The sequence below is a fragment of the Enterococcus sp. DIV2449a genome (genome assembly GCF_051711225.1).
GTDB lineage: Bacteria > Bacillota > Bacilli > Lactobacillales > Enterococcaceae > Enterococcus_D > Enterococcus_D casseliflavus.
On sequence record NZ_JBIOME010000001.1, the window covers coordinates 762,168 to 785,348 of the forward strand.

At 38.7% G+C, this 23,181-nt stretch carries 45 protein-coding genes; 42 read left to right on the plus strand and 3 right to left on the minus strand.

Annotation, left to right across the window (positions count from 1 at the left end; translation table 11 throughout):
* Positions 1 to 11: 11 nt before the first annotated feature.
* Entirely contained in the window at positions 12 to 752 is a 741-nt protein-coding gene (locus tag IGI76_RS03630; RefSeq protein WP_413147777.1) for a phage antirepressor KilAC domain-containing protein, read from the plus strand.
* Positions 753 to 851: 99 nt separating this feature from the next.
* Here IGI76_RS03630 and IGI76_RS03635 read toward each other — a convergent pair whose 3' ends face one another.
* The gene (locus tag IGI76_RS03635; protein ID WP_413147776.1) at positions 852 to 1,241 is read right to left on the minus strand and encodes a hypothetical protein; all 390 of its coding nucleotides are present in this window, start codon (positions 1,239 to 1,241) and stop codon (positions 852 to 854) included.
* Between the two features lie 162 nt (positions 1,242 to 1,403).
* On the opposite strand from IGI76_RS03635, the gene IGI76_RS03640 reads away from it, so the two are divergent.
* From IGI76_RS03640 to IGI76_RS03695, 12 genes are all read left to right on the plus strand, one after another.
* Positions 1,404 to 1,541, plus strand: a complete 138-nt coding sequence (locus tag IGI76_RS03640) for a hypothetical protein (RefSeq protein ID WP_413147775.1) — start codon at positions 1,404 to 1,406, stop codon at positions 1,539 to 1,541.
* 124 nt (positions 1,542 to 1,665) lie between these two features.
* Positions 1,666 to 1,926, plus strand: a complete 261-nt coding sequence (locus tag IGI76_RS03645) for a hypothetical protein (protein ID WP_154694339.1) — start codon at positions 1,666 to 1,668, stop codon at positions 1,924 to 1,926.
* A gap of 68 nt (positions 1,927 to 1,994) precedes the next feature.
* A complete protein-coding gene (locus IGI76_RS03650) occupies positions 1,995 to 2,183 on the plus strand; it encodes a hypothetical protein (RefSeq protein WP_413147774.1) in 189 nt (62 codons plus the stop codon).
* The gene (locus tag IGI76_RS03655; RefSeq protein WP_438781062.1) at positions 2,180 to 2,875 is read left to right on the plus strand and encodes an ERF family protein; all 696 of its coding nucleotides are present in this window, start codon (positions 2,180 to 2,182) and stop codon (positions 2,873 to 2,875) included. Before IGI76_RS03650 ends, IGI76_RS03655 begins: the two co-directional genes overlap by 4 nt.
* 1 nt (position 2,876) lies before the next feature.
* Positions 2,877 to 3,791: a DUF1351 domain-containing protein gene (locus tag IGI76_RS03660; protein ID WP_428215250.1), complete on the plus strand. Its 915-nt coding sequence runs from the start codon at positions 2,877 to 2,879 to the stop codon at positions 3,789 to 3,791.
* Positions 3,791 to 4,504: a putative HNHc nuclease gene (locus IGI76_RS03665; protein WP_244733426.1), complete on the plus strand. Its 714-nt coding sequence runs from the start codon at positions 3,791 to 3,793 to the stop codon at positions 4,502 to 4,504. Before IGI76_RS03660 ends, IGI76_RS03665 begins: the two co-directional genes overlap by 1 nt.
* Before the next feature lies 1 nt (position 4,505).
* Positions 4,506 to 5,369: a helix-turn-helix domain-containing protein gene (locus IGI76_RS03670; protein ID WP_413147771.1), complete on the plus strand. Its 864-nt coding sequence runs from the start codon at positions 4,506 to 4,508 to the stop codon at positions 5,367 to 5,369.
* Entirely contained in the window at positions 5,370 to 5,675 is a 306-nt protein-coding gene (locus IGI76_RS03675; protein WP_244733429.1) for a hypothetical protein, read from the plus strand. It begins immediately after the preceding gene.
* A gap of 42 nt (positions 5,676 to 5,717) precedes the next feature.
* Positions 5,718 to 5,888, plus strand: a complete 171-nt coding sequence (locus IGI76_RS03680) for a hypothetical protein (protein ID WP_167827182.1) — start codon at positions 5,718 to 5,720, stop codon at positions 5,886 to 5,888.
* 9 nt (positions 5,889 to 5,897) lie between these two features.
* Positions 5,898 to 6,896: a tyrosine-type recombinase/integrase gene (locus IGI76_RS03685; RefSeq protein ID WP_438781066.1), complete on the plus strand. Its 999-nt coding sequence runs from the start codon at positions 5,898 to 5,900 to the stop codon at positions 6,894 to 6,896.
* Positions 6,897 to 6,906: 10 nt separating this feature from the next.
* Entirely contained in the window at positions 6,907 to 7,095 is a 189-nt protein-coding gene (locus IGI76_RS03690; protein ID WP_144772083.1) for a hypothetical protein, read from the plus strand.
* An 87-nt stretch (positions 7,096 to 7,182) separates the two neighbouring features.
* Positions 7,183 to 7,455: a hypothetical protein gene (locus tag IGI76_RS03695; RefSeq protein ID WP_413147768.1), complete on the plus strand. Its 273-nt coding sequence runs from the start codon at positions 7,183 to 7,185 to the stop codon at positions 7,453 to 7,455.
* Positions 7,456 to 7,516: 61 nt separating this feature from the next.
* On the opposite strand, the gene IGI76_RS03700 is transcribed toward IGI76_RS03695, so the two are convergent.
* Entirely contained in the window at positions 7,517 to 7,702 is a 186-nt protein-coding gene (locus IGI76_RS03700; RefSeq protein ID WP_438781068.1) for a DUF6440 family protein, read from the minus strand.
* 125 nt (positions 7,703 to 7,827) lie between these two features.
* Between IGI76_RS03700 and IGI76_RS03705 the strand changes: the two genes are divergently transcribed.
* The 11 genes from IGI76_RS03705 to IGI76_RS03755 all read left to right on the plus strand — a co-directional run bounded on the left by IGI76_RS03705 (position 7,828) and on the right by IGI76_RS03755 (position 11,406).
* Complete coding sequence (locus IGI76_RS03705) at positions 7,828 to 8,106, plus strand: hypothetical protein (RefSeq protein ID WP_438781070.1); 279 nt, start codon at positions 7,828 to 7,830, stop codon at positions 8,104 to 8,106.
* 39 nt (positions 8,107 to 8,145) lie between these two features.
* A complete protein-coding gene (locus tag IGI76_RS03710; RefSeq protein WP_438791791.1) occupies positions 8,146 to 8,529 on the plus strand; it encodes a hypothetical protein in 384 nt (127 codons plus the stop codon).
* A complete protein-coding gene (locus tag IGI76_RS03715) occupies positions 8,529 to 8,774 on the plus strand; it encodes a hypothetical protein (protein ID WP_171918296.1) in 246 nt (81 codons plus the stop codon). The genes IGI76_RS03710 and IGI76_RS03715 overlap by 1 nt, the downstream gene beginning before the upstream one ends.
* A gap of 39 nt (positions 8,775 to 8,813) precedes the next feature.
* Entirely contained in the window at positions 8,814 to 9,083 is a 270-nt protein-coding gene (locus IGI76_RS03720) for a hypothetical protein (RefSeq protein ID WP_231472547.1), read from the plus strand.
* Entirely contained in the window at positions 9,055 to 9,372 is a 318-nt protein-coding gene (locus IGI76_RS03725) for a hypothetical protein (RefSeq protein WP_438781075.1), read from the plus strand. Before IGI76_RS03720 ends, IGI76_RS03725 begins: the two co-directional genes overlap by 29 nt.
* A 1-nt stretch (position 9,373) precedes the next feature.
* Positions 9,374 to 9,799 (plus strand): YopX family protein, encoded by a 426-nt coding sequence (locus IGI76_RS03730; protein ID WP_438781076.1) that lies wholly within the window; start codon positions 9,374 to 9,376, stop codon positions 9,797 to 9,799.
* Positions 9,789 to 9,977: a hypothetical protein gene (locus IGI76_RS03735; protein WP_438781078.1), complete on the plus strand. Its 189-nt coding sequence runs from the start codon at positions 9,789 to 9,791 to the stop codon at positions 9,975 to 9,977. Before IGI76_RS03730 ends, IGI76_RS03735 begins: the two co-directional genes overlap by 11 nt.
* A gap of 4 nt (positions 9,978 to 9,981) precedes the next feature.
* Positions 9,982 to 10,212 (plus strand): hypothetical protein, encoded by a 231-nt coding sequence (locus tag IGI76_RS03740; protein ID WP_413147693.1) that lies wholly within the window; start codon positions 9,982 to 9,984, stop codon positions 10,210 to 10,212.
* A gap of 3 nt (positions 10,213 to 10,215) precedes the next feature.
* Positions 10,216 to 10,377 carry a hypothetical protein gene (locus tag IGI76_RS03745; protein WP_413147694.1) on the plus strand — a complete coding sequence of 54 codons (162 nt, stop codon included), beginning with the start codon at positions 10,216 to 10,218 and terminating at the stop codon, positions 10,375 to 10,377.
* A 91-nt stretch (positions 10,378 to 10,468) separates the two neighbouring features.
* Positions 10,469 to 10,960: an ArpU family phage packaging/lysis transcriptional regulator gene (locus IGI76_RS03750; protein WP_413147695.1), complete on the plus strand. Its 492-nt coding sequence runs from the start codon at positions 10,469 to 10,471 to the stop codon at positions 10,958 to 10,960.
* Positions 10,961 to 11,253: 293 nt separating this feature from the next.
* The gene (locus IGI76_RS03755) at positions 11,254 to 11,406 is read left to right on the plus strand and encodes a hypothetical protein (RefSeq protein ID WP_428215244.1); all 153 of its coding nucleotides are present in this window, start codon (positions 11,254 to 11,256) and stop codon (positions 11,404 to 11,406) included.
* Positions 11,407 to 11,422: 16 nt separating this feature from the next.
* Here IGI76_RS03755 and IGI76_RS03760 read toward each other — a convergent pair whose 3' ends face one another.
* Positions 11,423 to 11,692: a DUF3892 domain-containing protein gene (locus tag IGI76_RS03760; RefSeq protein ID WP_221693332.1), complete on the minus strand. Its 270-nt coding sequence runs from the start codon at positions 11,690 to 11,692 to the stop codon at positions 11,423 to 11,425.
* A 271-nt stretch (positions 11,693 to 11,963) separates the two neighbouring features.
* Here IGI76_RS03760 and IGI76_RS03765 point away from each other — a divergent pair, with 271 nt between their 5' ends.
* The 18 genes from IGI76_RS03765 (at position 11,964) to IGI76_RS03850 (ending at position 23,176) form a co-directional block, all read left to right on the plus strand.
* Positions 11,964 to 12,812 (plus strand): terminase small subunit, encoded by an 849-nt coding sequence (locus IGI76_RS03765; RefSeq protein ID WP_438781082.1) that lies wholly within the window; start codon positions 11,964 to 11,966, stop codon positions 12,810 to 12,812.
* The gene (locus IGI76_RS03770) at positions 12,797 to 14,092 is read left to right on the plus strand and encodes a PBSX family phage terminase large subunit (RefSeq protein ID WP_438781084.1); all 1,296 of its coding nucleotides are present in this window, start codon (positions 12,797 to 12,799) and stop codon (positions 14,090 to 14,092) included. Before IGI76_RS03765 ends, IGI76_RS03770 begins: the two co-directional genes overlap by 16 nt.
* 13 nt (positions 14,093 to 14,105) lie before the next feature.
* Positions 14,106 to 15,548 (plus strand): phage portal protein, encoded by a 1,443-nt coding sequence (locus tag IGI76_RS03775; protein ID WP_438781086.1) that lies wholly within the window; start codon positions 14,106 to 14,108, stop codon positions 15,546 to 15,548.
* Positions 15,538 to 15,840 carry a hypothetical protein gene (locus IGI76_RS03780; RefSeq protein WP_438781088.1) on the plus strand — a complete coding sequence of 101 codons (303 nt, stop codon included), beginning with the start codon at positions 15,538 to 15,540 and terminating at the stop codon, positions 15,838 to 15,840. Before IGI76_RS03775 ends, IGI76_RS03780 begins: the two co-directional genes overlap by 11 nt.
* On the plus strand, positions 15,837 to 16,040 hold the full coding sequence (locus tag IGI76_RS03785) for a hypothetical protein (RefSeq protein WP_428207158.1): 204 nt from the start codon (positions 15,837 to 15,839) through the stop codon (positions 16,038 to 16,040). Before IGI76_RS03780 ends, IGI76_RS03785 begins: the two co-directional genes overlap by 4 nt.
* Before the next feature lie 12 nt (positions 16,041 to 16,052).
* A complete protein-coding gene (locus IGI76_RS03790; protein ID WP_438781090.1) occupies positions 16,053 to 17,339 on the plus strand; it encodes a minor capsid protein in 1,287 nt (428 codons plus the stop codon).
* Positions 17,340 to 17,466: 127 nt separating this feature from the next.
* A complete protein-coding gene (locus IGI76_RS03795) occupies positions 17,467 to 17,670 on the plus strand; it encodes a hypothetical protein (RefSeq protein WP_010749485.1) in 204 nt (67 codons plus the stop codon).
* Positions 17,671 to 17,827: 157 nt separating this feature from the next.
* On the plus strand, positions 17,828 to 18,493 hold the full coding sequence (locus IGI76_RS03800; protein ID WP_438781093.1) for a DUF4355 domain-containing protein: 666 nt from the start codon (positions 17,828 to 17,830) through the stop codon (positions 18,491 to 18,493).
* A gap of 20 nt (positions 18,494 to 18,513) precedes the next feature.
* Positions 18,514 to 18,840 carry a hypothetical protein gene (locus IGI76_RS03805; protein WP_438781094.1) on the plus strand — a complete coding sequence of 109 codons (327 nt, stop codon included), beginning with the start codon at positions 18,514 to 18,516 and terminating at the stop codon, positions 18,838 to 18,840.
* A 22-nt stretch (positions 18,841 to 18,862) separates the two neighbouring features.
* Positions 18,863 to 19,882: a major capsid protein gene (locus IGI76_RS03810; protein ID WP_438781096.1), complete on the plus strand. Its 1,020-nt coding sequence runs from the start codon at positions 18,863 to 18,865 to the stop codon at positions 19,880 to 19,882.
* Between the two features lie 162 nt (positions 19,883 to 20,044).
* Entirely contained in the window at positions 20,045 to 20,380 is a 336-nt protein-coding gene (locus IGI76_RS03815; RefSeq protein ID WP_086317159.1) for a phage head-tail connector protein, read from the plus strand.
* Positions 20,377 to 20,727 (plus strand): hypothetical protein, encoded by a 351-nt coding sequence (locus IGI76_RS03820; RefSeq protein ID WP_429970213.1) that lies wholly within the window; start codon positions 20,377 to 20,379, stop codon positions 20,725 to 20,727. The genes IGI76_RS03815 and IGI76_RS03820 overlap by 4 nt, the downstream gene beginning before the upstream one ends.
* Positions 20,717 to 21,259, plus strand: a complete 543-nt coding sequence (locus IGI76_RS03825; RefSeq protein WP_438781736.1) for an HK97 gp10 family phage protein — start codon at positions 20,717 to 20,719, stop codon at positions 21,257 to 21,259. The genes IGI76_RS03820 and IGI76_RS03825 overlap by 11 nt, the downstream gene beginning before the upstream one ends.
* Positions 21,259 to 21,621, plus strand: a complete 363-nt coding sequence (locus IGI76_RS03830) for a hypothetical protein (RefSeq protein WP_244733460.1) — start codon at positions 21,259 to 21,261, stop codon at positions 21,619 to 21,621. The genes IGI76_RS03825 and IGI76_RS03830 overlap by 1 nt, the downstream gene beginning before the upstream one ends.
* Positions 21,622 to 21,633: 12 nt before the next feature.
* Positions 21,634 to 22,047 (plus strand): major tail protein, encoded by a 414-nt coding sequence (locus IGI76_RS03835; protein WP_008377743.1) that lies wholly within the window; start codon positions 21,634 to 21,636, stop codon positions 22,045 to 22,047.
* Between the two features lie 20 nt (positions 22,048 to 22,067).
* Positions 22,068 to 22,331 (plus strand): putative Ig domain-containing protein, encoded by a 264-nt coding sequence (locus tag IGI76_RS03840; RefSeq protein ID WP_010749494.1) that lies wholly within the window; start codon positions 22,068 to 22,070, stop codon positions 22,329 to 22,331.
* A gap of 39 nt (positions 22,332 to 22,370) precedes the next feature.
* Positions 22,371 to 22,778: a DUF6096 family protein gene (locus IGI76_RS03845; protein WP_010749495.1), complete on the plus strand. Its 408-nt coding sequence runs from the start codon at positions 22,371 to 22,373 to the stop codon at positions 22,776 to 22,778.
* Between the two features lie 23 nt (positions 22,779 to 22,801).
* On the plus strand, positions 22,802 to 23,176 hold the full coding sequence (locus tag IGI76_RS03850) for a hypothetical protein (RefSeq protein WP_010749496.1): 375 nt from the start codon (positions 22,802 to 22,804) through the stop codon (positions 23,174 to 23,176).
* Positions 23,177 to 23,181: the final 5 nt, after the last annotated feature.

Sequence of the window (23,181 nt, forward strand, 5' to 3'; positions counted from 1 at the left end):
TAGGAAGCAAAATGAGCACACCGCAAATTTTCAATTTCGAAAAAAACGAAGTTCGAACATTTTTAGTGAATGATGAGCCGTATTTTGTTGGTAAAGACGTTGCAAGTATTTTGGGTTATTCAAATACGCCAAAAGCAATTAGAGATCATGTAGATGAGGAAGATAAAACGCAGAACGAATCGTTCACCGTTAATGGAACAGCATTAATGCTAATAAATGAATCGGGGCTATACAGCCTAATACTTAAATCCAAGCTACCAAATGCAAGAAAGTTCAAACGTTGGGTAACGAGTGAAGTCCTTCCAACAATCAGAAAAACAGGTAGCTACACAAACGTTCCTCAAAGTTTCGCTCAGGCATTGCGACTAGCAGCTGACCTAGAAGAAAAGAATCAACTGCTCGAACAACAAATAGCTGAATATGAGCCGAAAATCAGTTACCTAGATATGATCCTGTCATCGACTGATACAGTAGCAACGTCTCAAATCGCTGCTGATTATGGAATGTCGGCAATCGCACTCAACAAACTGCTTAATGAGTTAGGTGTTCAGCATAAAGTCAGTGGTCAATGGATACTGTACCGCAAACACATGAACCAAGGATACACAAAATCGCACACAAGCGAAATTCCAAAAGCTGATGGCGGCGTAAAAGTTGTGATGAATACAAAGTGGACGCAAAAAGGTCGTGTCTTCATTTACAACTTATTAACTGCAGAGGGTTACTATCCTCAAATGGATCTATTGGATTAAAAATAACCCCACACGGAAGGAGGGGCTAGGGTGGTAAACATTGTTGGATTGATCGTATTTCTTATTATTTTGTTTTCTTTTCCACCTATAACAAGGTGGTTACTCTCTCTTATAAAGGATAGAAAATAAAGCAACGAATGAAATAAAAGCTGTGACAGTCATAAATTGTTCAGTATTCAAAGTCCACATCAGGGCGTAAATGGTTGAGACTGACAGTGCTACTCCTGTAAATCTTGATTGGTCGAAACCAATGGGGTCCTTCTTGAAAATGATAATTGATGTGATCTTAGCGATATACAACATTAAAAGAACTCCTAAATTATATGATGATAAAACTGTGACTAAATTCCACCAGTTAACTTGTAACAGTTCATATAGGAATGCATCTTGGACAAAATAATCTTTAATCAATAGTTGGATTAGCAAAAGTGGAATTGTTGAACAAACTAATATTATTGTAAGCACTAAATATTTTCCGATTTTCTTCAAAAGAGCACCACCAGTTTTTAAACAATTATACCAAAGGAGGAACCACATGGTAACAGAAATCACTATCTCAATAGAAACAAACGGATCGAAAATGCAGCATATCGTCTCAACAAAAGAAGAAGCGATTGCTTTGATCTATCGATACTTCAAGGAGGAGTCAGCATGAAGAAAAAATGGTTAGCCAGTCTAAATAGAAATAACTTTTACAAAGCACGACAACTCCAAGCAATTTCATATTTGAGCATTGGGTTAAACATTGTCCTTTTGTTAACTCTGATTTGGATCATGGGGGTTAAGTAGTATGACCAGAGCTGAAGCGCTACGTATCGGTAAAGTAATTGCTGACCGCTGGTACAAGCATAACAAGCCGTTGATTCAGTCAAGGCAGAATATTGAGCGAATGAAGAAATGGAGGGGGCTGTAAATGGCTTTAAACATAACAAATGTAAAGTTCGGAAATGATTTATGGGCAATCAATGTTTATAAGGATTACTTATCTAAATTGCCAACGATTGAATTAATCAGTGATTCAGGCTACAGAGTGGAGTTGCAGGTTGGTCAATCTGCTGATGATATACCAGTTTCGTTTATCGGGGTTATTAAAAAGGGAAGTTTAACTTATCCCAAATTATCAGTTCAAGTAAGGATCGGTGAATATGAGTTTGTTTTTGAAGAAGTACTTTAAGAGCAAAAAAAGTGACTCAGCCGCCAAGCATCGAGTCACAAACAAAATGTATTTAAGGAGAGTGTATCATGGATCAATTTGACAGTCTAGGGGCAAGACAATTGCCACCAGATGAAAATGACCCTATAGCATTTGACTGGCGTGGTAATCCTCTATATCAAGGTGACCTAGTCTATTCCGTCGATGATCAATTCATCCATGAGGATGACCTGTTGGAGTACTGCAAATCAAAGCTAGGAAAGCCGGTGCCGTTATGAGTGAATTAGAACTGACTTTTAATCAGAAACTGATAAAAATCCAAGCGGAATTAAAGGTCCCGAAAAGTAATTACAGCGACTTCGGAGGATACAACTTCCGAAATGCAGAAGATATTTTGAAAGCAGTAAAGCCACATAATCTAAACCATGGTCTTTTGTTAACTTTGACAGATATGCCCATTTTTATGGATGGTCGCTTTTATATCAAAGCTACCGCAACCTTAACTGATGGAAAAGATTCATTGCAGGTGGAAGCATACGCTCGAGAAGCTGATGCGAAACCTAAAATGGATGATAGCCAAGTGACAGGATCGGCATCTTCATATGCTCGTAAATACGCATTACAAGGGTTGTACTTGATTGACGATGGAGTTGATTCGGATTCATTACCAAATGATGAGGGCGACAATGAGAGTCAAATGCGGACAGAATTCACTAATTACTTCAATCAATACGTTCAAGAAGTTGCAAATATATCTGGCACTGATCCTAAAATCATTGCAGCGAACATTCTAGGTAAACATGATTACGACAGTTTAGATCAGGTGACACCAGATTTTTACCAACAAATCATCGGTTACACGAAAGTGATGGTCAAAAAAGCCGAACAGAAAATAAAATCGAATAATAAACCTGTAACAGATCCTAAGCCACAGCAAGAAACTAAATCTTTTACATGGGGGGAAATATAGGATGAATGAATTAATCAAAACGGACACAACGATTCAGATCGACTATACACCTAGTACCATTGAAATCAAAAATGAAGCAGAGCTTGAAGCGCTGGTTGAAAATACCGCCAATCATTACAATAGTTTGACTTTCAGTGAAGGAGACATTCAAGGGGCGAAAGATGCTCAATCTTCTCTAAATAAAATTATCAAATTGTTGGAAGTAAAACGAAAAGAAGTAAAAAACGGTTATTCTGAGCCGTTAAAAGCATTTGAAGCCAAGATCAAATCATTTGTTGATCAGATGGAAACTGCCAAAGAAGGGATTTCTCAGAGCCTCGAAAAGTTCGAAACTAAAGAACGGGATTCACGATCGCAGAAAGTGAAAGAAAAAATAGAGGAACTGTGCAATGCATTGGGTGTCAATCCAAGTGAAATTGAAATTCCTGATCGATGGACAAATAAAGGCGCCTTTACTGCTGCTAAGGGTGAATTAACAAAAGCGATCAGTAAAGAAATCACAGATACCATCAATGAAATCGTGTCAAAAAAACAAACATTAGCAGCGAACAAACAAGCAGTTGAAAGCTATGCTCAGGCCGTTGGCTTAGATCCATTCTCTTGGGTTCGTTGGATCGATCAAGGCCATGAGTTGCAAGAAGTCTTTGATCAGATCAATCAAGTGGTTGCTGAACAGAAAGAAAAGCTTGCAAAAGCAGCAGCAATCATCGAAAAAGTTGAGAAAAAAGAGCCAGTTCCATCAGTACCGATTGATCCAGAAACTGGCGAAATCCAAGAAGAGCCTGCTCAAGAAAAGGAAGTATCAGCAAACGGCAAAGTAGTCACGCTGAAACTCAAAGGCTCAGATGAGCAATTTAAACTACTAAATAAAAGTATTGTGCAATTAAGGATCGAAATTGTTGAAGTGACCGAGTGATGCTAGCCAAGATTTTGAAGCAACAGGGGAACAGATTTCTACTGGAAGTTGACGAGAATGTGAATCCTGAGCACCTTGAAACGATCCGCAGGGGGCAGGAGGGATTCGCAGAAATCCAGTTTATAGATAATGACCCCAGAAGTGCGAAGCAAAATGCATTGTCTCATTCATTGATCAAAGATATCGCTGGGAGTGAAAATATTCCACGCTATGAAGCGAAAGAGAAAATGCGAAAAATTTATCAGGATACCTACGATTGCGAGTTCAGTCATGCTACAGCAACAAAATCAGAGATGAACCAATGGATTAACTTTCTAATCGAATACGTTGTTGCAGAAGGAGTTCAGTTGCCAAGGCGCTATAACTACCTTCTGGAACACGACAGTTTCTTCTACTTTTGCTGCAAATACCGTAAATGCGCAGTAACTGGTCAATCAGGCGCGCAGATCCACCATGTAACGGCAGTAGGGAATCGCCGCAGAAACAAGGTCGATCATCGAAAGTTTCCATTTGTTGCTTTGAGTTGGAAGTACCACAATATCGCTCATAACTTGGGTCAAGAAGAGTTTATTCAAAAATATCAAATCAAACCAGTCTATTTAGACCAAGAGGCATTGATCAAGATCGGAATTATGAACAATGCCCAGATCATGCGATTTGATGAAGAATACAAAACAGAAGATTTATTTAAAAAGGCTACAAAGGAGGTATAACGTGGCAATTAACAGAAGTTACTATGCGATCATACCGGCAAGCGTTAGATATGACAACAGGTTGATACCAAGTGCGAAACTTCTGTATGGCGAGATAACCGCTTTATCAAATGAAAGAGGCTATTGCTGGGCAAGTAATGATTATTTCGCCCAATTATACGGAGTTAGCAAAACAACAATAAAATCATGGCTTAAATCTTTAGAAGATAATGGTCACATTAATAGAAGAGTAAGGTACAGACCGGGGACCAAGGAAATAGAAATCAGATGGATTAGTATTTGCACCCCTAGGCAGGAAAACTTACCTACCCCGGTAGGGAAACCTGCCGACCTTAGGCAAGAAAACTTGCCTACCCCTAGGTCGGAAATCTGTCCAGATAGTACTACATCTTTTAATAATACAAATAATAATACAAATAAAGAAGTTGAAACTTCTCCTGTGAAGTATTCTACCGAACACTTCACGCTTGCTTCGAAGCTTAAAAATAATTTGCTTAATGATTTTCCTAAAGAAATGAAAAAAGCCAACTTAGAAAAATGGGCAGATGTTATCCGCCTTATGGAAGAAAAGGATGATCGTACTATCAAACAAATTGAGTATGTGATCAATTGGCTTCCTTCAAGTGAGTTTTGGTTTGGCAATATCAGAAGCGCTAAAAAGCTGAGAGAAAAATTTGATAATCTCAAGTTTGAGATAAAAAAAGAAACAAGTAACCAAAAGCGAATGAAGAAACCTTTTATTCGAGAAGAACCATTGCCTGAAAGGTTTGTTAATCCTGAACCGGAGCCTGAAATTGCCCCAGAACGCCAAGCGGAAATAAATGCTAAGGTCCAAGCTTATCTAAACAAAAAGGGAGGCGGTTAGATGGATAAAGAGAAAAGTCGTGAAAAAAAGATTCGACTGCAGCGGATGGTAAGCCTTGCGGAAAAAGTAAATCTGGAAAAAGACCCGGATGCCAAAAAGGAATGGAAAAAACTTCGAGAAGATTTGTATGAAGGTGTAAATCCTGAAAAACGTTTAGTTGAGGTCCTGTATAAAGGGGACGTCATTTTTACAGGAAATAAGAAAATCGTGAGTGAGAAATGCAAAAAGTCCAAAGTCACTGTTAAAAATTTAATCCAAAGTGGAAAACCAGATAAACAAGGGCGAATTTACCGCTGGAAGGATTAACTCCCAAGGTGTCCCACCATTTCACAGGAGGTGTCCCACCTATTGGCTACAAAGAAAAAAAGACCCAGATATGCCATGGATGATGCAACCATAGAAAAGTTTCAGTGGTTGTGTGTGCAGCATCAAAAGCGGTCGGGCAAGAAGTTATATCCCAAAGACACCTTGAAAGAGCTGATTGACCACGAATATGAAATTCGAAAGAGTTTCGGTTAGGAGTGAACGATGACCAACAAGGAGTCGCTGATTAATAAAATTGTTGGAGATTTAGAAAATGATTTGGATCCAGAACAACTTAGGAAAGTAAATATGATCCTATTGATGCATCTGGATTCCTTCGACTTAGTTAAAACTTCAACTGATGTAGTGATCTATGATGAGAGATCCGATGCGGCTGCATACCATCAATTTATGGTGTCAAAGAAGATTCAGGGGCTTTCAGACGGAACATTGAAACTTTATATGCAGACGATCAATTTCTTCATGAGTAAGCTTAGAAAGCCGTTTAAGGATATCACCGCAAATGACATCCGATTGTTTATTGCTAACAGGGAAATTCAGGATCGAATATCTAAAGGTACGCTTGCTCGTGAACGTGGCTGCATCGTTAGGTTCTTTCACTGGCTTTATATCGAAGAGTTTATCGATCGAGATCCTGGCGCAAGGGTGGAAAAGATAAAAGTACCCAAAAGGCGCAAACAAGAATTCAGCGAGCATGAAGTTGAAAAGCTGCGAAGTGCTGCATCTAATGCGAAAGAAACGCTAATCATCGAACTTCTATTGAGTACTGGATGTCGAGTCTCTGAATTGGTTTCTCTAAATTTTAGTGACTATGACCAAGAAAATGATTCGATTGAAGTGATTGGAAAAGGCAACAAGCAAAGAACTTTATACTTTAATGCCAAGGCAAAGCTGGCGTTGAATTATTACTTAAAAGAGGTTCCTCACATCGCTGGTCCATTATTTTATGGACAGACGAAAGGGAAAGAAATGACTACTGCCGGAATCCAAAAGTTGGTCAAGCGTCTAGGGGAGCGTGCAGGTGTTTTGAATGTCCACCCACACAGATTCAGAAGGACAGCCGCAACACTTGCGAGAAGACACGGGATGCCTATAGAACTCGTTTCTAGGTTCCTCGGTCATGAAAATATTGAGACTACGATGGCTTACTCGATGATTAATGATGATGAAGTGAAGATCTCCCATCAAAAGTTTGTAAGTTGAGGTGAATATTTTGAAAAGAATTTATTACAACGAATTCCATGCGATTTTAGTGGATGAAACAGCAAGGACCTATCGTTTCATTACGAGTCAAGAAGGAAAAGCCTATGCGGATCAAATTGGGGTACAGGCGATTTATCGTAACGCTTTGAACCAAAGGGAAGAGTTTTTGATTGAATTAGGCTATAAAAGAACGAAATAGACAATATATAGTGGGCGAAAATACGTTCCTACAATATATTGTGTATAACTTTGTGGATATGTGCATAACTAAAAATGGAGGTACTTCATGGGAGAAATGGCTGAATACTGGAATGATGTGAAGCCTTACCTGAAACAGCGCAGAACGCAGCATGTTAAGCGCATGGGAGATTCAGCGACAAAAAATATTAAGGCCTTGGGTTTTGAATTTAAGCATTATCCAAACAACCATCAATTTGCGATCAATACGCCGAAAGGCATGGTTGATTATTGGGGAACAACTGGTACATGGATTGATCGCAAGACGAAAAAGCGTGGCAAAGGGCTGCATAGTTTAAGGAAATACGTTAGTGGCAGTTAGTTAGTAAGCGGAAGAAATTACCAACTTGGAAAGAAAAAAAGACCAACAAAAGTTGATCTAATTAATCCTTATAATGAATACTTCCATCTGGCTCTAGTCTTGGTGTAATTGCGACGCTTTTTCCGTCAGAACCGATAACAATTGTTTGAATATATTGTACCTGTGTCTCGGGATCAGTAATAACAAAGATTTCGTTGGTTCTGCTTTTATAAACTTTTTCAACTTCAAATTCAATATTGTTCGCCATAGAATCACTCCTTTAAAACAAAATACCATAATAAACAAACAAAATAAATAATTAATTTGAATGTTTGTATATATATGAAATTTAGTAACGACAGAAATACACAACTAAGAAAAGAGGAATAAGAAATGTTTAAATACGAGAATAAAGAGTTCCGAGCTAATTCTCTATCTCATGCCTATACGAAATTTTTAGATGAATCTTGGGGATCACACTATGTAGATTACCTAAAACAAAATAATCTTGACCATGAAAAAATTTATGCGACAGAAGATATTGAGGAAGTTGAAGATCTTGTTGATGGATATTACAGATTGAAGCAGAAATTAGAAAATGGTGCTGTTTTTCAAATTGAGGTTTGGGAAAACGGAGATGGGTCGTTTGATGGACTTGCTCAGGTAGTTTAGTCAGCTATCCGACGAAATAGCAGAAAGCGAGGAATGAATGTGAGTGAAATTAGCGATTTCAGAGAATATGTAGAGGAGCAACAACAACTTTGTTATGGCGTAGAGCTAGGTGGAACGCCAGCAGTTGTAGGAAGTTTAGCAAGACAATATGACTTTTTGCTCGAAACTATTGATACGTATCAAGAAATTAATCAACCGCAACTCAACGAGAATCAGCAGATTGTGTTGGAGTGGTTGAAGGAAGAGCAGACTAAGAATCTGGAATTATCAATCTTTGGTACACTTTCAGTTTTGTTTGATGAATCAGAAAATCGGTTTATGAACCTTGATGTAATCGATGCGCTAAACGACCTGTCTAATTCGCAGCAATCAGGTGTTTTCCAAGCGTTCAGCCAATGGGCTTTGGAACAGGAGGAAGAATGATGATTCTTAGACCAGTAGTAATTCGAGAGAAGAAAGAAGAGCATGCTTTTAGTGAAATAACGAGTGTACGGTATTGCGTTAGTTGCGAATACACAGACACAGAAATAAAAGGCAAATTTCATCAGTGGATATCCGAATATGCTGCTAACGAGTATGGAGAAAGATCCAACCTATACGCAGTAGTAGAAATGAACGATGGAACAATAGCGCTATATGAGCATGACTTGATAAGGTTTATCGATTAATTCCGCAATCGTCAGCGATAGCAAACAGGAGGGATAAGCGTGGAAAGGGCCTTTGGTTATAGTCAAATGAGATTCAACTACATTACTGATTATGCTAACAGTATTGCAGAAAGCGCAGTACAGATGGAAATGGCATGGCAAAACAGGAAAAATTTTAGAGATGATGTTGATTTGGAAAAATGGTTAAAAGGACAAGCAGAAGACATTGAAAGAAAAGTTAGTGAGTTATCTACTTACCTTAAACCTTTAGATGCTTTCTATGAAAAACAGGAGGGATCAGATGTTAGGATTATTCAAGAAAAAAATTGAGTACGTAGAAGTCACAAGAAATAATTTTGATGCATATAACAAGGCCATATTAGGAGGAAACTTACGCATAACATTGGGATGTTGCCGCTTATACGAGTATTCAGGGCTAGTGATAACCATTTACGTACTCATCAGTACGTCTCACAAAGACACCGCTGATTTTTGGCGGAAAAGTCTTGAAAGCCAAGGGCTGGAACAGTGCGATAACATAAATTGTTTCAAGAAAGTTATGCATTTAAAAGAATTTGATGACTTCATTTCTGAGACGTTTGATAAACAGGAGGGATAAGATGGTACCAAAATTTAGAGGTAAAAGAAAAGACAATGGAGAGTGGGTTGTAGGAGTTCCGATTCCAAACAGCTTTTGTAACGTGGTCCACATGATTCCTATTCTTTTGACAGACAAAGTAGCCTATCCGCCAGAAAGATTACATGAATATTTAATTGAAATAGTGCCTGAAACGCTTGGGCAATCCACAGGCTTACTTAACTGCGAAACAGAAGATGGAAAAAATTTAGAAGGATGGGAAGGGGACATTGCAGATGTTGGATGGTCCGAAAAAACTGGAAACTTTAATTCACACAGAATTATTTTGAAAAGTCCGTTTGATTATTCTACAGATGAAGCTAGATGGCTGATCCATGCTGAATACATCATCATTAGAGGCAACATCTACGAGAACCCAGAACTATTGGAGCCAGCTAATGAAAACTAGCCACTCAATCATCATAATACTGTTAACGATCGCAGGACTAAGTTGGTTATCCTATACAATAGTTGACCAACAGGAACAAATTGAGCAGTTACAAGAACAGCTGCAGCATGAGCAAATGAAGTACAAGATTATTATCAATGATCCGTTAGTTAAGGATGCTATGGAGGCAGGAGGATGAAAGAATGGCAATGGAAATAGTGCTAAGTGATGCAGATATTCAATCAATCATTAATGGGAGATCTGTAAAAAGGTATATAAAAGATGGTACAGAGATAAAAATTAGGCAGAGTTATCTACAAGATGCTGCAGCTCCTATTCTTAATGATAGATTTCAAGTAAAAGATATGGTTGTCGAGGATCAGATTAAGCGATTTCGTGATAGTATGCAAAATACTTATGGACTCGGGGGATAAATGATGGACTTTGCAGTGTTAGTAGCCGTGGCACTTTTTGCGGCAGTATTTGCAAGTGTGATTTTCGGGAAAGAATTAGATGAAAAGGAGAAGCAAGCCATTGCCAAAGAAAAAATAGAAAATAAAAAAGAAGAAGCGGAGATTGCAACAAAAGGCAGAAGTTAATGGAACTGGTAAAAAGAAATAAAAAAGCCGGATTTCTCCGACTAAGTTATAAACCACAAATAAATTCTAACATATCGGAGGGGTCGAGGCTATGAGCTTATTTCCAGAAATTGATGAGAATAAAACTCGTGAACGAGCACGTGATCTTCTCGGAGACTATATGTCAATGAAGAGGCATGTGAGTTTTGACGACAGTGTCTATGATCTGACTCAAGCCATACAATACAGTGACATGCCCAAAAGCCCAAGCAGCCGTAATGGGCAAGAGCATAAAACTGCTATGATGTTTCGAGGGATAACCAAACAACATCAAAACTATAATAGGAAAATTGCTGAAATCGATCATGCTATTAAGCAATTGCCTGATATTTATCAGAAGATACTGAAAAAATCATACTGTGTAAAGAACCCATGTACGATCAACGAGTTGGCAGCGAGCATAACTGGATACAGGATCACCACTTATGGCCAGAAGGAAGAATTTCACTACAGCATTAAGAATATTGAACGCTTAAAAGCGCAGGCTTTGATCGCATTTGCTGAAGCATATAAGATGGGAGAATTGATCACTCTAAAAAATTAGGGATAAAATAGGGAAAAATTAGGGATAAAATAGGACATTTTTGACATTTGGCGTAATACAATAGTAATATCAAAAAATTGTAAATATCAGGGCGCACTCCTTATGATTCGTTGGCAGACCTACTTTCGTGATTCCCTTTCAGCGCCCTGTATTTAATTAAGACGGCATCCAAAAATTTAAAATGAATGGAGTTGAACACACTCCTTATCTTCATTCGCTAGCCGTCTTTTTTTGTTGATTGTTGCACGATAGGTATTCGTAACGCAGATTATCATCTTATAGGAGGTATCACTATGAACACATATGAAGAAAAACTACATGAATTATTAGAAGATCGAACACTAGAAAATATCGAATGGTGTCAATCTAATCGGGAATTGGATGAAGAACAAACTGAAGTTGAAGTTACTTTTAAGTACAAAACAAAAACCCCTGTCAAAAATTAACAGGGGTTAAATGACACTAGAATTTTGGCAAACTCAGTAGATTGTCACTTGTTGTACGATTAGCTTTAGTTCTGATATAAGGCATGCCATGTGTTGGATGAACTGCTTCTACTAGAGCTCTAGAGTAACCAGAAGTAGTATAATAATATTCCATGTTTCTATCTAAATATCTTACTACTTGTTCAACAGTCTCTACTGTTCCGCCTTCTAGTTTCACATGTGTAATTTTGTCTGTAGATGTTGCATAATTATCAGACAACTTTACGTGAGTAATTCTATAGGACATATACTTTTTCCTCCTTGATTATTTCAGCGGCTGTTCGCTGATAAATTTAATTATAAGGTATATTATTAATTTTACAATGCTTAATTGTCGCTGTGGCGGAATAGGTAGACGCTTCAGAAAGGTATTCCGATGTTAGGGACTTAGGTACTATGTAAGGTGCAAATCCTTACCGGTGACTTTGGGAGTTGTCAATTAGATTACTCACACGATCTTTGATACTTCCTACTAAAGTATAGATGAAAAGAAAGCGGTCCTTTTATGGGCCGTTTTTTTGTGGTTAAAACATTACGGAGGCGGTGGCGTTGATGTGCAGAAATGGGAGTTAGCATACATAGATTATCAAAACGGCATGAAGTACAAAGACATAGCCGTTAAACATGATGTATCTATCAATACAGTTAAATCTTGGAAGTCCAGAAAGTGGAATGTACCTCCTGAAAAAAAGGGTGCAACCAAGAGAGAAAAGGTTGCACACAAAAAAGAGGTGCAACCAGTAATAGATAATGATGATCTAACAGAGCAACAAAAACTGTTTTGCCTTTATTATCTAGAGTGTTTCAACGCTACTAAGGCTTATAAGAAAGCTTATGGATGTGATTATAAAACAGCCAATGCGAATGCATATTTGCTTATGGTAAATCATGGTATAAAAGATGAGTTGAAGCGTCTGAAAGCAGAGTTGCAGCAAGATGTATTTCTTGATGTGAAGGATTTGATACAAGAGTATATAAAACAAGCCTTTGCTGATATTACCGATTTCACTGAATTCGGCAAGCGAGAAGTGCCTGTTATGGGCATGTTTGGACCAGTGAAGGATGAGGACGGCAGAGAGTTGATGAAGGAAATCAATTATGTCGATTTTAAAGAAAGTGCCGAAGTTGAAGGCAAGTTGATCAAAGAAGTGAAAGTCGGCAAAGATGGTGTATCAGTCAAGCTTTACGATAAGCAAAAAGCGATGTCCGAACTCATGAAATATCTTGGTGGTGATCGGTTGCGAGAAGTGCAGATTGCTGCAGCTATTGCTAAGAATAAGGATGGCAGCGAAGAGTTTGATATGGAAGACGATGGTTTCTTGGCAGCATTGGAAGCTGAAGGTGAAGAACTATGGCCAGAAGAGTAAAACAGGCGGTCTTTAAGTTCAAACCTTTCAGCAAAAAGCAGAAGATGATTCTTACATGGTGGACCAAGAAGTCTGCTGTCAAAGACAAAGATGGAATAATAGCCGATGGCGCTATTCGTTCAGGCAAAACTATTTCAATGTGTTTATCATATGTCATGTGGGCTATGTCAACATTTGACAGTAAGAACCTTGGTATGGCAGGTAAGACAATCGGCTCGTTTCGGCGGAATGTTCTTTTTTGGTTAAAACTCATGCTTCTATCAAGAGGATATCGATACAAAGATCATCGTGCTGACAATATGTTGGAAGTCACTAAAAAAGGCAAGACAAATTACTTTTATGTTTTTGGTGGTAAAGATGAACGATCTCAAGACTTGATTCAAGGTATTACATTAGCTGGCATGTTCTTTGATGAGGTAGCACTTATGCCAGAATCATTTGTAAACCAAGCGACTGGGCGTTGTTCCGAGAAAGGTTCCAAGTTTTGGTTTAACTGCAACCCAGATGGCCCGTATCATTGGTTCAAACTGAATTGGATTGACAAGATTAAAGAAAAAAATCTGGTGTATCTTCACTTTACGATGGATGACAACCTTAGTTTAGATGAATCAATCAAGAAGAGATATCGCAGCATGTATTCAGGAGTCTTCTACAAACGATATATTCTTGGTTTGTGGACAGTTGCTGAAGGCGTTATTTACGATATGTTTGATCAGTCAAAGCATGTCTACAATAAACTAATTGATTTTATTTTTGGCGATAATTATATAAGCATTGACTACGGTACGCAGAACGCTACCGTATTTTTATTGTGGCAAAAAGGTAAAGATGGCATTTGGTATTGCGTGAAGGAGTTCTATTATTCTGGACGTGATAGCAAGAAACAAAAAACAGACCGTGAATTTGCTGATGAACTACAGAAGTTTACAGAAGGTATACGAATCAAAGAAGTGATTGTAGATCCGTCTGCTGCTTCTTTTATTGCCGAATTAAAGAAGCGAAACTTCAAAATCAGAAAAGCAAAAAATGATGTGCTAGATGGCATTCGTTTTGTTGGTACTCTCCTTAACGAAGAAAAAATAGCGTTTAATTCCTCTTGTGTGAATACCCTTAAGGAATTTAGTTCCTATATATGGGATTCTAAAGCAATGGATCGTGGGGAGGATAAGCCAATAAAGCAAAATGACCACGCAATGGATGCTGTAAGATATTTCGTTTACACGATTATCTTCAAGAGCAACAAAGTTAAAATTACTAATCGTCCTACATGGATGGAATAAAGAAGGTGAAAGAATGGCAATTGCTATTGATCGTGAATTAGTTGGTGATATTAATAACCCTAGTATGGAAGTAATTAATTTTTGCATGGATGAGCATAAGAAAGAAATACCACGGCTGGATATGTTGTTTGATTACTATGAAGGTAAACCGCACAAAATCGGACAAACAAAGATTCGAACGCCACACGATATGGACGAAATCTTTGTCAATAACGCAAAATATGTAACGGATATGATGGTAGGATTCACTGTCGGTGCTCCTGTATCTTATGCACCAGCAAAAGATAAAGATATTACACCTGTAACCGATGCATTAGAAAAGATGAAAATTAAGAAGCACGATAAGGAATTAGAAAAAGGTTTATCAACAATGGGCATGGGGCTTGAGTTACATTACCTTGCTATTAAGCCCGGTACCGAAGGAAATGATGTTCCTGAAACTATACCTAAGATTGCATGGATTGACCCTAGAGGGATGTTTCTAGTTGTTGATGATACTATTGATCGAACAAAATTATTTGCTGTTCGTATGGTCAAGAAGCGTGACTTGAAAAGAAGAACATTCTGGGAGATAACAGTTTACACTCAAAAGTGGGTGATCACTTATCTATCTAAAACGAAGCGATTAGATCCTACAAGCTTAATTAATAAATCACCGAATCCTAAAGTTAAACCTCATTACTACAAGGACGTACCTGTAGTTGAGTTTAGAAACAATGAAGAAAAGCAAGGCGACTACGAACAGCAACTGTCGCAGATTGATGGATACAACGTCTTACAAACTGATCGTATCAAAGACAAGAAGAACTTTGTCAAAGCGATTATGATCATGTTTGGATTTGGTCTTCCTGATGAGAAACCAGACGAGATAAACGGTACTATGGCTATCGAAGCGCCAGCCAAATCAGATGGCGGAGATTTCCAGTATGCTACTAACACGTTTGATGAAACTCAAGTACAAACACTAGCAGATTCATTGCTAGACGATTTTCATAAGACTACTTATGTGCCTAATCTGAATGATGAAAACTTTGCTGGCACTCAATCTGGTGAAGCAATGAAATATAAACTATTTGGATTGTTACTTGTGTTGTCGATTAAGATTGGATACTTGGAAGACGGTATCATGCAGCGTTTGGAATTGTTGCAAAACATTTTAAATGTAAAAGGCCATAACGTCGATGTCGAAGGAACAACGATCAAGTTCAAACCTAACTTGCCAATTAACCGATCAGATATCATTAACCAGATCAAGGAATCGCAAGAGTTTATTCCATTGTTGATTAGCTTGGGATGGTTGGATGATATCGATAATCCTCAAGAAGTTGTTGAAATGTTGAATCAGCAAAAAGAGGAGAACATGAAATTGCAAGCTAAAGCATTAGGTGTGCAAGCAGAAGATAGTCATTCGGATTTGGATGATCAACCGGAGGAGGACGAAGAGGATGAAAGCTAGGAAGAAATCAGTAGTAGTTGATGTGATGCGGCTAAAAATGTGTTCTGCTCGGTCTTACAGAAAATGTAAAGAGTTCGTGGGCGACGCTTGGATTGATTATTTTGTTGATGGTTCTTGTGTTAACCGAGATGATATGCCCAGTTATTATCCTGCTATCAAGACTTTAGAAGGAACTATGAAAATTTCTGACGGTGATTACATCATCAAAGGCGTTCATGGTGAGCTCTATCCATGCAAGCCGGATATCTTTGAAGAAACGTATGAAATCTTAGGGGAGGATGATAAAAGATGAATGAACAACAATTAAAAGAGCTAATGAAGATGAACGAGAACAATCAAACACTTGAAGCTACTTTCTTTGAGATGCAAAAAAGTTTTGATTATATTGCCAAGCAAGGGAAATATTTGTTCGATAAATGTTTAGAAGAGGGATTTAACGAAGAGCAAGCTTTAAAATTTTCTATCAGCATTTTAACTGGTGGGGTGAAATAAGGAGCTGATTAAATGGCTCAAAAGAAACGCAAGCTATCCTACTGGGAACGACGTAACATCGACGCAGAGCAAAAGATAAACGATGGAGCAATCAAAGTTGAGGAAGCTGTAGCGAAGGCTTACAGGCAAGCACAAACATACTTAACGCAAAAGATTAGGAAGTTATTTGCACGCTCTCAACAACGGTCTGGACTATCTGAGGATGAAGCTAAAAGGATACTAAATCAAACAACTTCAGTTGAAGAGTTAGCAGAATTAAGAAAGCTATCCAAACAGATTAGAGATCCTGAATTACAAGCTGCAGCAAAAAACAGATTGCAAGCATTAGCATATAAAGAGCGTATCACTCGTGCAGAGGACTTGAAAGCCAAGTCTTTTTTAGTTTCTAAGCAAGTTGCAGATGTTCAGTTAGAAAAACAGACAGAGTTCTATGTAGATGCTATTCACGAATCGTATCGTGAGGCAACGGCTGAATCAGTCATCCGAAAAGCACAAGAGAATGCCAAGAATGGCGTAGTCATTGAGGTATGGAACAAGAAGGATTATCAGTTTAAGGAACTATCGACCAGGTATATAAGGAACATCCTTGATAGCCACTGGCATGGATCGAATTATTCTAAACGGATATGGGGCGATACTGAAGCTTTAGCAGCAAGGTTAGAAGAACTGTTCACTGTTGAGTCCATGTCTGGCATGTCGGAGTTTGAAATGGCTAAGGCAATAGCTAATGAGTTTGACCGCTCTATTGGTGTTGCTAGGCGCTTGATTCGGACGGAAGCTAATTATATGGCTAATCAAGCGAAACTTAAAGCGTGGCAAGATAACGGTGTAAAAGAATACATGCTGGTTGCAGTGTTGGACTTGCGAACATCTGATATCTGTAAGGGAAAAGATCATAAAATATATCGAGTTTCTGAAGCTAAAGTAAATGGTGCTAGTGGTACGTATCCGCCTTTCCATCCTTGGTGCAGGACAATAGCTATTATGTACAGTAAACGAACACTGAAGCTGCCCAGGAATGCTTTGGATCCTATCAGTGGTAAAGTCATTCCAATTAGAGGTGACACTACCTATAACGAATGGATGGATAAGCTGAAAGAAAAGTATTCGGATGAAGAAATTGCTATCCAAAAGAGAAAAGTAGTCAATGCCAAACGTGACAACGCTGAATACAGGTCGTTGAAAGATGTTTTGGGTAAGAAAGATTCACCGATAAATCTGAATGACTACCAAGATATTAAATATGGTAATAAAAAAGGCTTCACCAAGCTTAAAAAAGCTTATCAGCGAGTAAAATAACTAGTTTTTGTTCCTAAAAAAGGTAGTTGTAAATTTCTTTTGTATATTGTTAAATTTCGCTTATCGTCTGCTATATTATAGTTGACGGATGAATAATGCGTAATCAAATATACAGGAGTGATTTAAAATGACAGCGGAAAAATTTTTAATGGCAAATGGATTTTCGACACCTTGTGTTTGTGGGGGTTCCGGGAAACTTTACTTCAATTGTTCAAAAAGTTGGTATATATATTTACCGAGTTCTTCAACAATTGAGGATGTTGTTGAAGCGGTATACGATATGTATAAATTAAGAAGCTTTAATCAGTCAACAACAAAAATAGCCCATTAGCTACTTGGGGCTTTATAAATTAAGTGAGCATTAATCTATTAACGTGTGTGGATTCAAAATAGAATACCAAAGGTAAAGCACTGTGTCTGGGCGAAAGCGTGGATGGGGTGCTTTTTGTTATGCCTGTTTTGAGTGTGCATGGGTAAAGGAGAAAGCTATGAAAGAAAATAAATTGTTAATGAACCAATTTGTAGGACAGTCATGTAGCAATCGGTTGATGAAGATGCAACTGCAATTCTTTGCTGATGGTGGCGATGGTGATGGTGCAGACGGTGGTCAAGGTAGCGGTGAAGGCGATGGAGAAAGCAAACCAATTTCCTTTACCAGTCAATCTGAATTCGATTCTGTAGTGGACAAACGTATTTCTAAAGCCATTGAAACTGCGCAGGCTAAATGGAAAGAAGAAGCAGATAAAAAGATCAAAGATGCTGAGAAAAAAGGTCAAATGTCTGCCGAAGAAAAAGCGCAATACGAGTTGCAACAAGAACGTGAACAGTTAGAAGCCGATCGTGTGGCTCTGAAGCGAGATAAAGACGAAGCGGGTACAATCAAACGCCTTGCTACTGATAAACTGCCTGATTCGCTCTCAACTGTTTTGGCACCTCTGTTCGGTGGTGATGAAAAGAATTTGGATGAAGCTTATGGCAATGTATCTAAAGCATTTCGTGAAGCAGTTGAACAAGCTGTGAACATTCGTCTTGCTGGATCAGCTGATAACCCAGCAGGTAACGGTGGCGGTTCAGATGCAGAATCAATCGGTAGTCAATATGCCAAAAATGCAAACAGTCGTACAAAAGCAGACAATGACAACTTTTGGAAATAAAAAAATAGGAGGAAATACAAATGTATGTAAAACCAATCAAAACAGCTGAGCAGTTAAACTTCTTAGCTAGCGCAACGTTCCAAAACTTTACCTATCAAGCTGATAAATCTTTCGAAGCTGGTGAAATCTATCCAGCTAACGATAGTACAGCTTTAGGTATTGTATTTAATTCAGTAACTGTGGATGATGATACAGGCTCGCAACCAGTAGCGATTCTTGTAGGCGGCTATGTGCTAGCTGACCGTTTGCCAGAAGCCCCAACGGATGCTGCAATCACTGCATTAAAGAATATCACTTTCTTAGATGCTAACAAAAAACCAAAAGTAGCCACTGGCGGCGGAGAATAAAAGAAATTAGGAGGAAACAAACATGCCAACAATTATGGAATTATTTACACAAAATGAAGTTTTAAACTATGTTCGTGATCGCGAATATAAACCTTTGCTAGGTGAATCTCTTTTCCCTGAACGCAAACAACCTTCTTTGAAATTGGATCAATTAAGCGGTGGTAGTCGTATCCCTATCGCAGCATCTATCCACGACTTCGATACTGAGGCGGAAATCGGAAGCCGTATTGCTAACAAGCAAGAGTTGGAATTGAGCTTGATCAAACGCAAAATGCAATTAAAAGAAACAGACATCATTGCATTGGAAAATCCACGCACGCCTGCAGAACAAGCATATCTAGTAGGTCAAGTCTACAATGATATCGATTCATTAGTAGCTGGTGTCCGTGCTCGTGTGGAAGCTATGCGGATGGAAGTATTAGCTGCTGGTCAAGTAACGGTTAAAGAAAACGGATTGAACTTCACGCTTGATTACCATGTGCCTGCTGAACATAAAGAAGCTTTGACTGGTACAAATGTATGGACGAATGAAAATTCTGATCCATTAGCTGATATTGAACGTTGGATTGATGCATTGGATACTAAGCCAACTCGTGCATTGACTTCTCGCAAAATCTATCGTGCACTTGCTACCCATCCTAAAATCATTGCAGCAATCTTCGGCAAAGATTCTGGTCGTGTAGTTTCTCAAGCTGATCTGGATGCATTTATGGAAACTCATGGTTATCCAGTGATCCGTACTTACGATGAAAAATACAAAGTACAGGAAGCTAATGGAACATACACTACTAAGAAATACTTCCCAGAAAACAAATTTGCAATGTTCAATGACGACTTGCTGGGTGAAACATTATATGGGCCAACCGCAGAAGAAACTCGGTTGACTCGTGATCCAGCTGTCGATACCAGCTTAGTCGGAAACGTCTTAGCTTCTGTATATGACGAAACTCGTGATCCAGTTGGAACTTGGACAAAAGCTGTTGCAACTGCATTACCTTCATTTGCAGCTGCTGATGAAGTGTTCCAAGCACAACCGATTTAGGTCTAGCTTATGAAGGTAAAAGTTAAAGATACCCCGGTGTTCTATGATGGACACCGGTATAAATCAGGAGAAACACTTCAAATCGACAAGAAGTATTTTAACTCAACTCTCTTTGAAGAAGTACAACAGAAGAAAAAAGCTAACTCAAAGGAGTGATAGCTTATGAACGAACAAAATCAAATCGTCCTAGATAAGCTTGCTGTCGAACTAGGGCGTAAGTTTTCTATCACGGATCCAACGGCCGTAGAAGTTTTGAAAGATGATATCAAAGATGCAATGTATGATGCATTGGATTATTGCAATCGAGATGTACTTGTGGGCAATATGTCGTCTTCTGTTAAAGATTTGTATATCTTTCGCAGAAATACTGAAGGAAACGAAGGAGAAACAGCTCGTACTGAGGGCGGCGTATCTCAATCATTTGAAATTGGTGTGCCTGCAAAGATCCAATCAAAACTCAATCGCTACAGAGTGGCTAAAGTGAGGTCGTTCAGATGAGACTTAGAGAACGAGACTTGCAAACAGTCTACCTAAAAAAGCGAAAAGTCACTCATGACGAAGAAGCAGAAGAAATAGTCACATACCCGTTTGATCCAATTGAAATACGAATGAACGTGCAAGCAGCAAGCGGCACAGTAAACGCACAAATCTACGGTAGCAAGCTTGAAACAATGAAAGCATGTAAATACCAAGGCGACAAGATCAACGAAGGACAAAACGAGTTAGATGGTATTTGCGTATATGTCGGCAAAGATGAGGAACCAGACTTCACGATCAAATCTATCCAGACATTTTCTGCACATAAGAATATTATGCTGGAAAGGAATGATAATCGTGGGAGTTGAAATCAAAGGCCTTGAAAGTTTACGGCGAAAAGTCAAAGCAATACCGCAAATCTTAGATGATGCGATGTGGGATGCGACTTTTGAAATCACTGAGTTGATCAAACAAGCTGCCGAATTGCGATTGTCGTCTAGCATGAAATATTCTAGTGGTGAATTATTGGGTAGTTTGAAGAATGAAGTTGTGATCAATGCGCAAAACCAAATTGTTGGACGTGTCTGGTCCGACAAGCAAGAAGCGCTATTCCGTGAAGTTGGTACTGGTCCTGTCGGTGAAGCTAGTCAAAAATACTTACCAGAAGGATTTACACCAGTTTACTCGCCAACAGCATGGTTTATCCCAGCAAAAGATGTTGCTGCGGATTTGGAAGCTATATACGGTATTCCTCGTGTGACTGTTCAAGGTACAGACTTCTACATTACCAAAGGACAGCCAGCACGACCATTCTTGTATCCTTCTTTAGTAGATTTGATCGGTGAAGCACCAGAAATCTACAAAGAGCATGTACAACGCAAGTTAAGGGAGTTGAAGTGATGGAACGAGTGAATATGAAGACAGTCACTGTTGAAGTATTACAAGCCGTCACTGGCATCAAAAAGATTGCCACGGACTATCCTTCAACTTGGAATACATTCCCATTGGCTATTTATAGGACAGCCAATAAACCACATCAGATTGATTCGTTGGGTAATGAGTTACAAACAGATTGGACAATCACAGTTGAATTATACGGAGACAAAAGCCAGACCAGTATTGCTGAAAGTGTTTTAAGCACATTCGGCAGTATTGGTTTTTCTGGTACCGCTAAAGATGCTAACACGGCTGATATTAAGCGAATCATCGTCGAAGTAACAGCTGTTGTTGATAATGTTACGAAATATGTTTACAAAAAATAGGAGGAATTACACATGGATTTTGCAGGACTATTATCAAAGGGTACTGTCTTAACTTACAAAGATGGTGCAACAACTAAAACTGTAGCAGCAGTTAAATCTATCCCAGCATTGGGCAGTGACCCAGAAAAAGTGGACGTTACACACTTGGGATCAGAAAAGAAAGCTTATATCAAAGGTATCGAAGATACTGACAACTTAGAATTTGCGATCGTATATCAAGGAGATAACTTCCGTGATATTCACGCCTTGGTTGAAGCAAATAAATCGGTCGATTGGACAATCACATATCCAGATGGCTTAAAATCAGAGTTTACTGGTGAACCATATTATAAATTTGATGGTGCAGAAGTCAATCAAGCCATTGGATTTAACTTAGGTGTGGTTGTTAGTGAAGGGCCGACTATGACACCTGCGCCGGCAAAGTAATCAACCCCGAGTCGGTTACTTTGTCACCGAAGACATCTACCGCAGTTGCGGGGACTGCATCAAATCGTCAATTGACAGCAACTGTTTCACCTAGTGATGCTACTGATAAAACTGTTAAGTATACAATTGCACCAACTACTGCAGGTTTGGCAGTATCGAACACCGGGAATATTACTTGGACTGCAGATGTGCCACCAGGGACCTATACAACAACAGTTACAACAAATACCGGAAATAAAACAGACACACACGTTTTAACATTAACAGAACCAGAAGAAGGTTAGTCGAAAGACTAGCCTTTTTATCTTAGGAGGAAAACAATTATGACAAAAAACAATATCGCACAATTTCCACACACAACACCATTTGAATTAGGTGATCTAACTTTACAACTCCGATTGGATGGGAAAGCCGTTTTGGCAATTGAAAAACGATTAGATGAGGGCATCATGGGTTTATTCGTTAAGAAACAAGGAGAGATCAAATTGCCTCCATCAAATAGTTTGCTGATCTTGTTGCAAGGAGCAAACAAAACAAGCGGTGTAACGGATAAAGTTATCACTGAAGCATTCGAACAATACTTAGATTCTGGGAAAACGACTATGGATCTATTCGGTGAAGTGAATGAATTTTTGGATGAAGCTGGTTTTTTCGGAAAGAAAGAAACGGAGAACGAAGCGACAGATGGGGAATCTTTGGATCAGACGAACAGCGAAGACAGTCTTCTGTAAAAAACTTCTCTAATTTATCTGAAATGCTTGAGCACATGTATCCTCAAGCGGTTGAAGCAGGAATCCCTGCTACTGAGTACTGGGGAATGACACTTGAAGAAATTATGATACAAGTGCAAGCAAATAAGAAAGTTAAAGAGAATGAGTTGAAAGAAAAAGCAATGTTCGACTATTCTCAGCAACGATTAGCTGTTTTTGCTTTTAATGATCCGAAGAAGTTTCCAAAATTTGAAGACGCATATCCATTTCTTAAACAGATTGAGCAAGCAGTTGAGGAAGCCAAAACAGAAGAGGAATCAAAGCAAGACGCGATGAAGCGGGATCAAGAAATTTTCCTAGCCCAAGCACAAGCAATTAATGCAACACGAGAGAGAAGAAAACTTATAGAAGAAAGGTAGGTGAA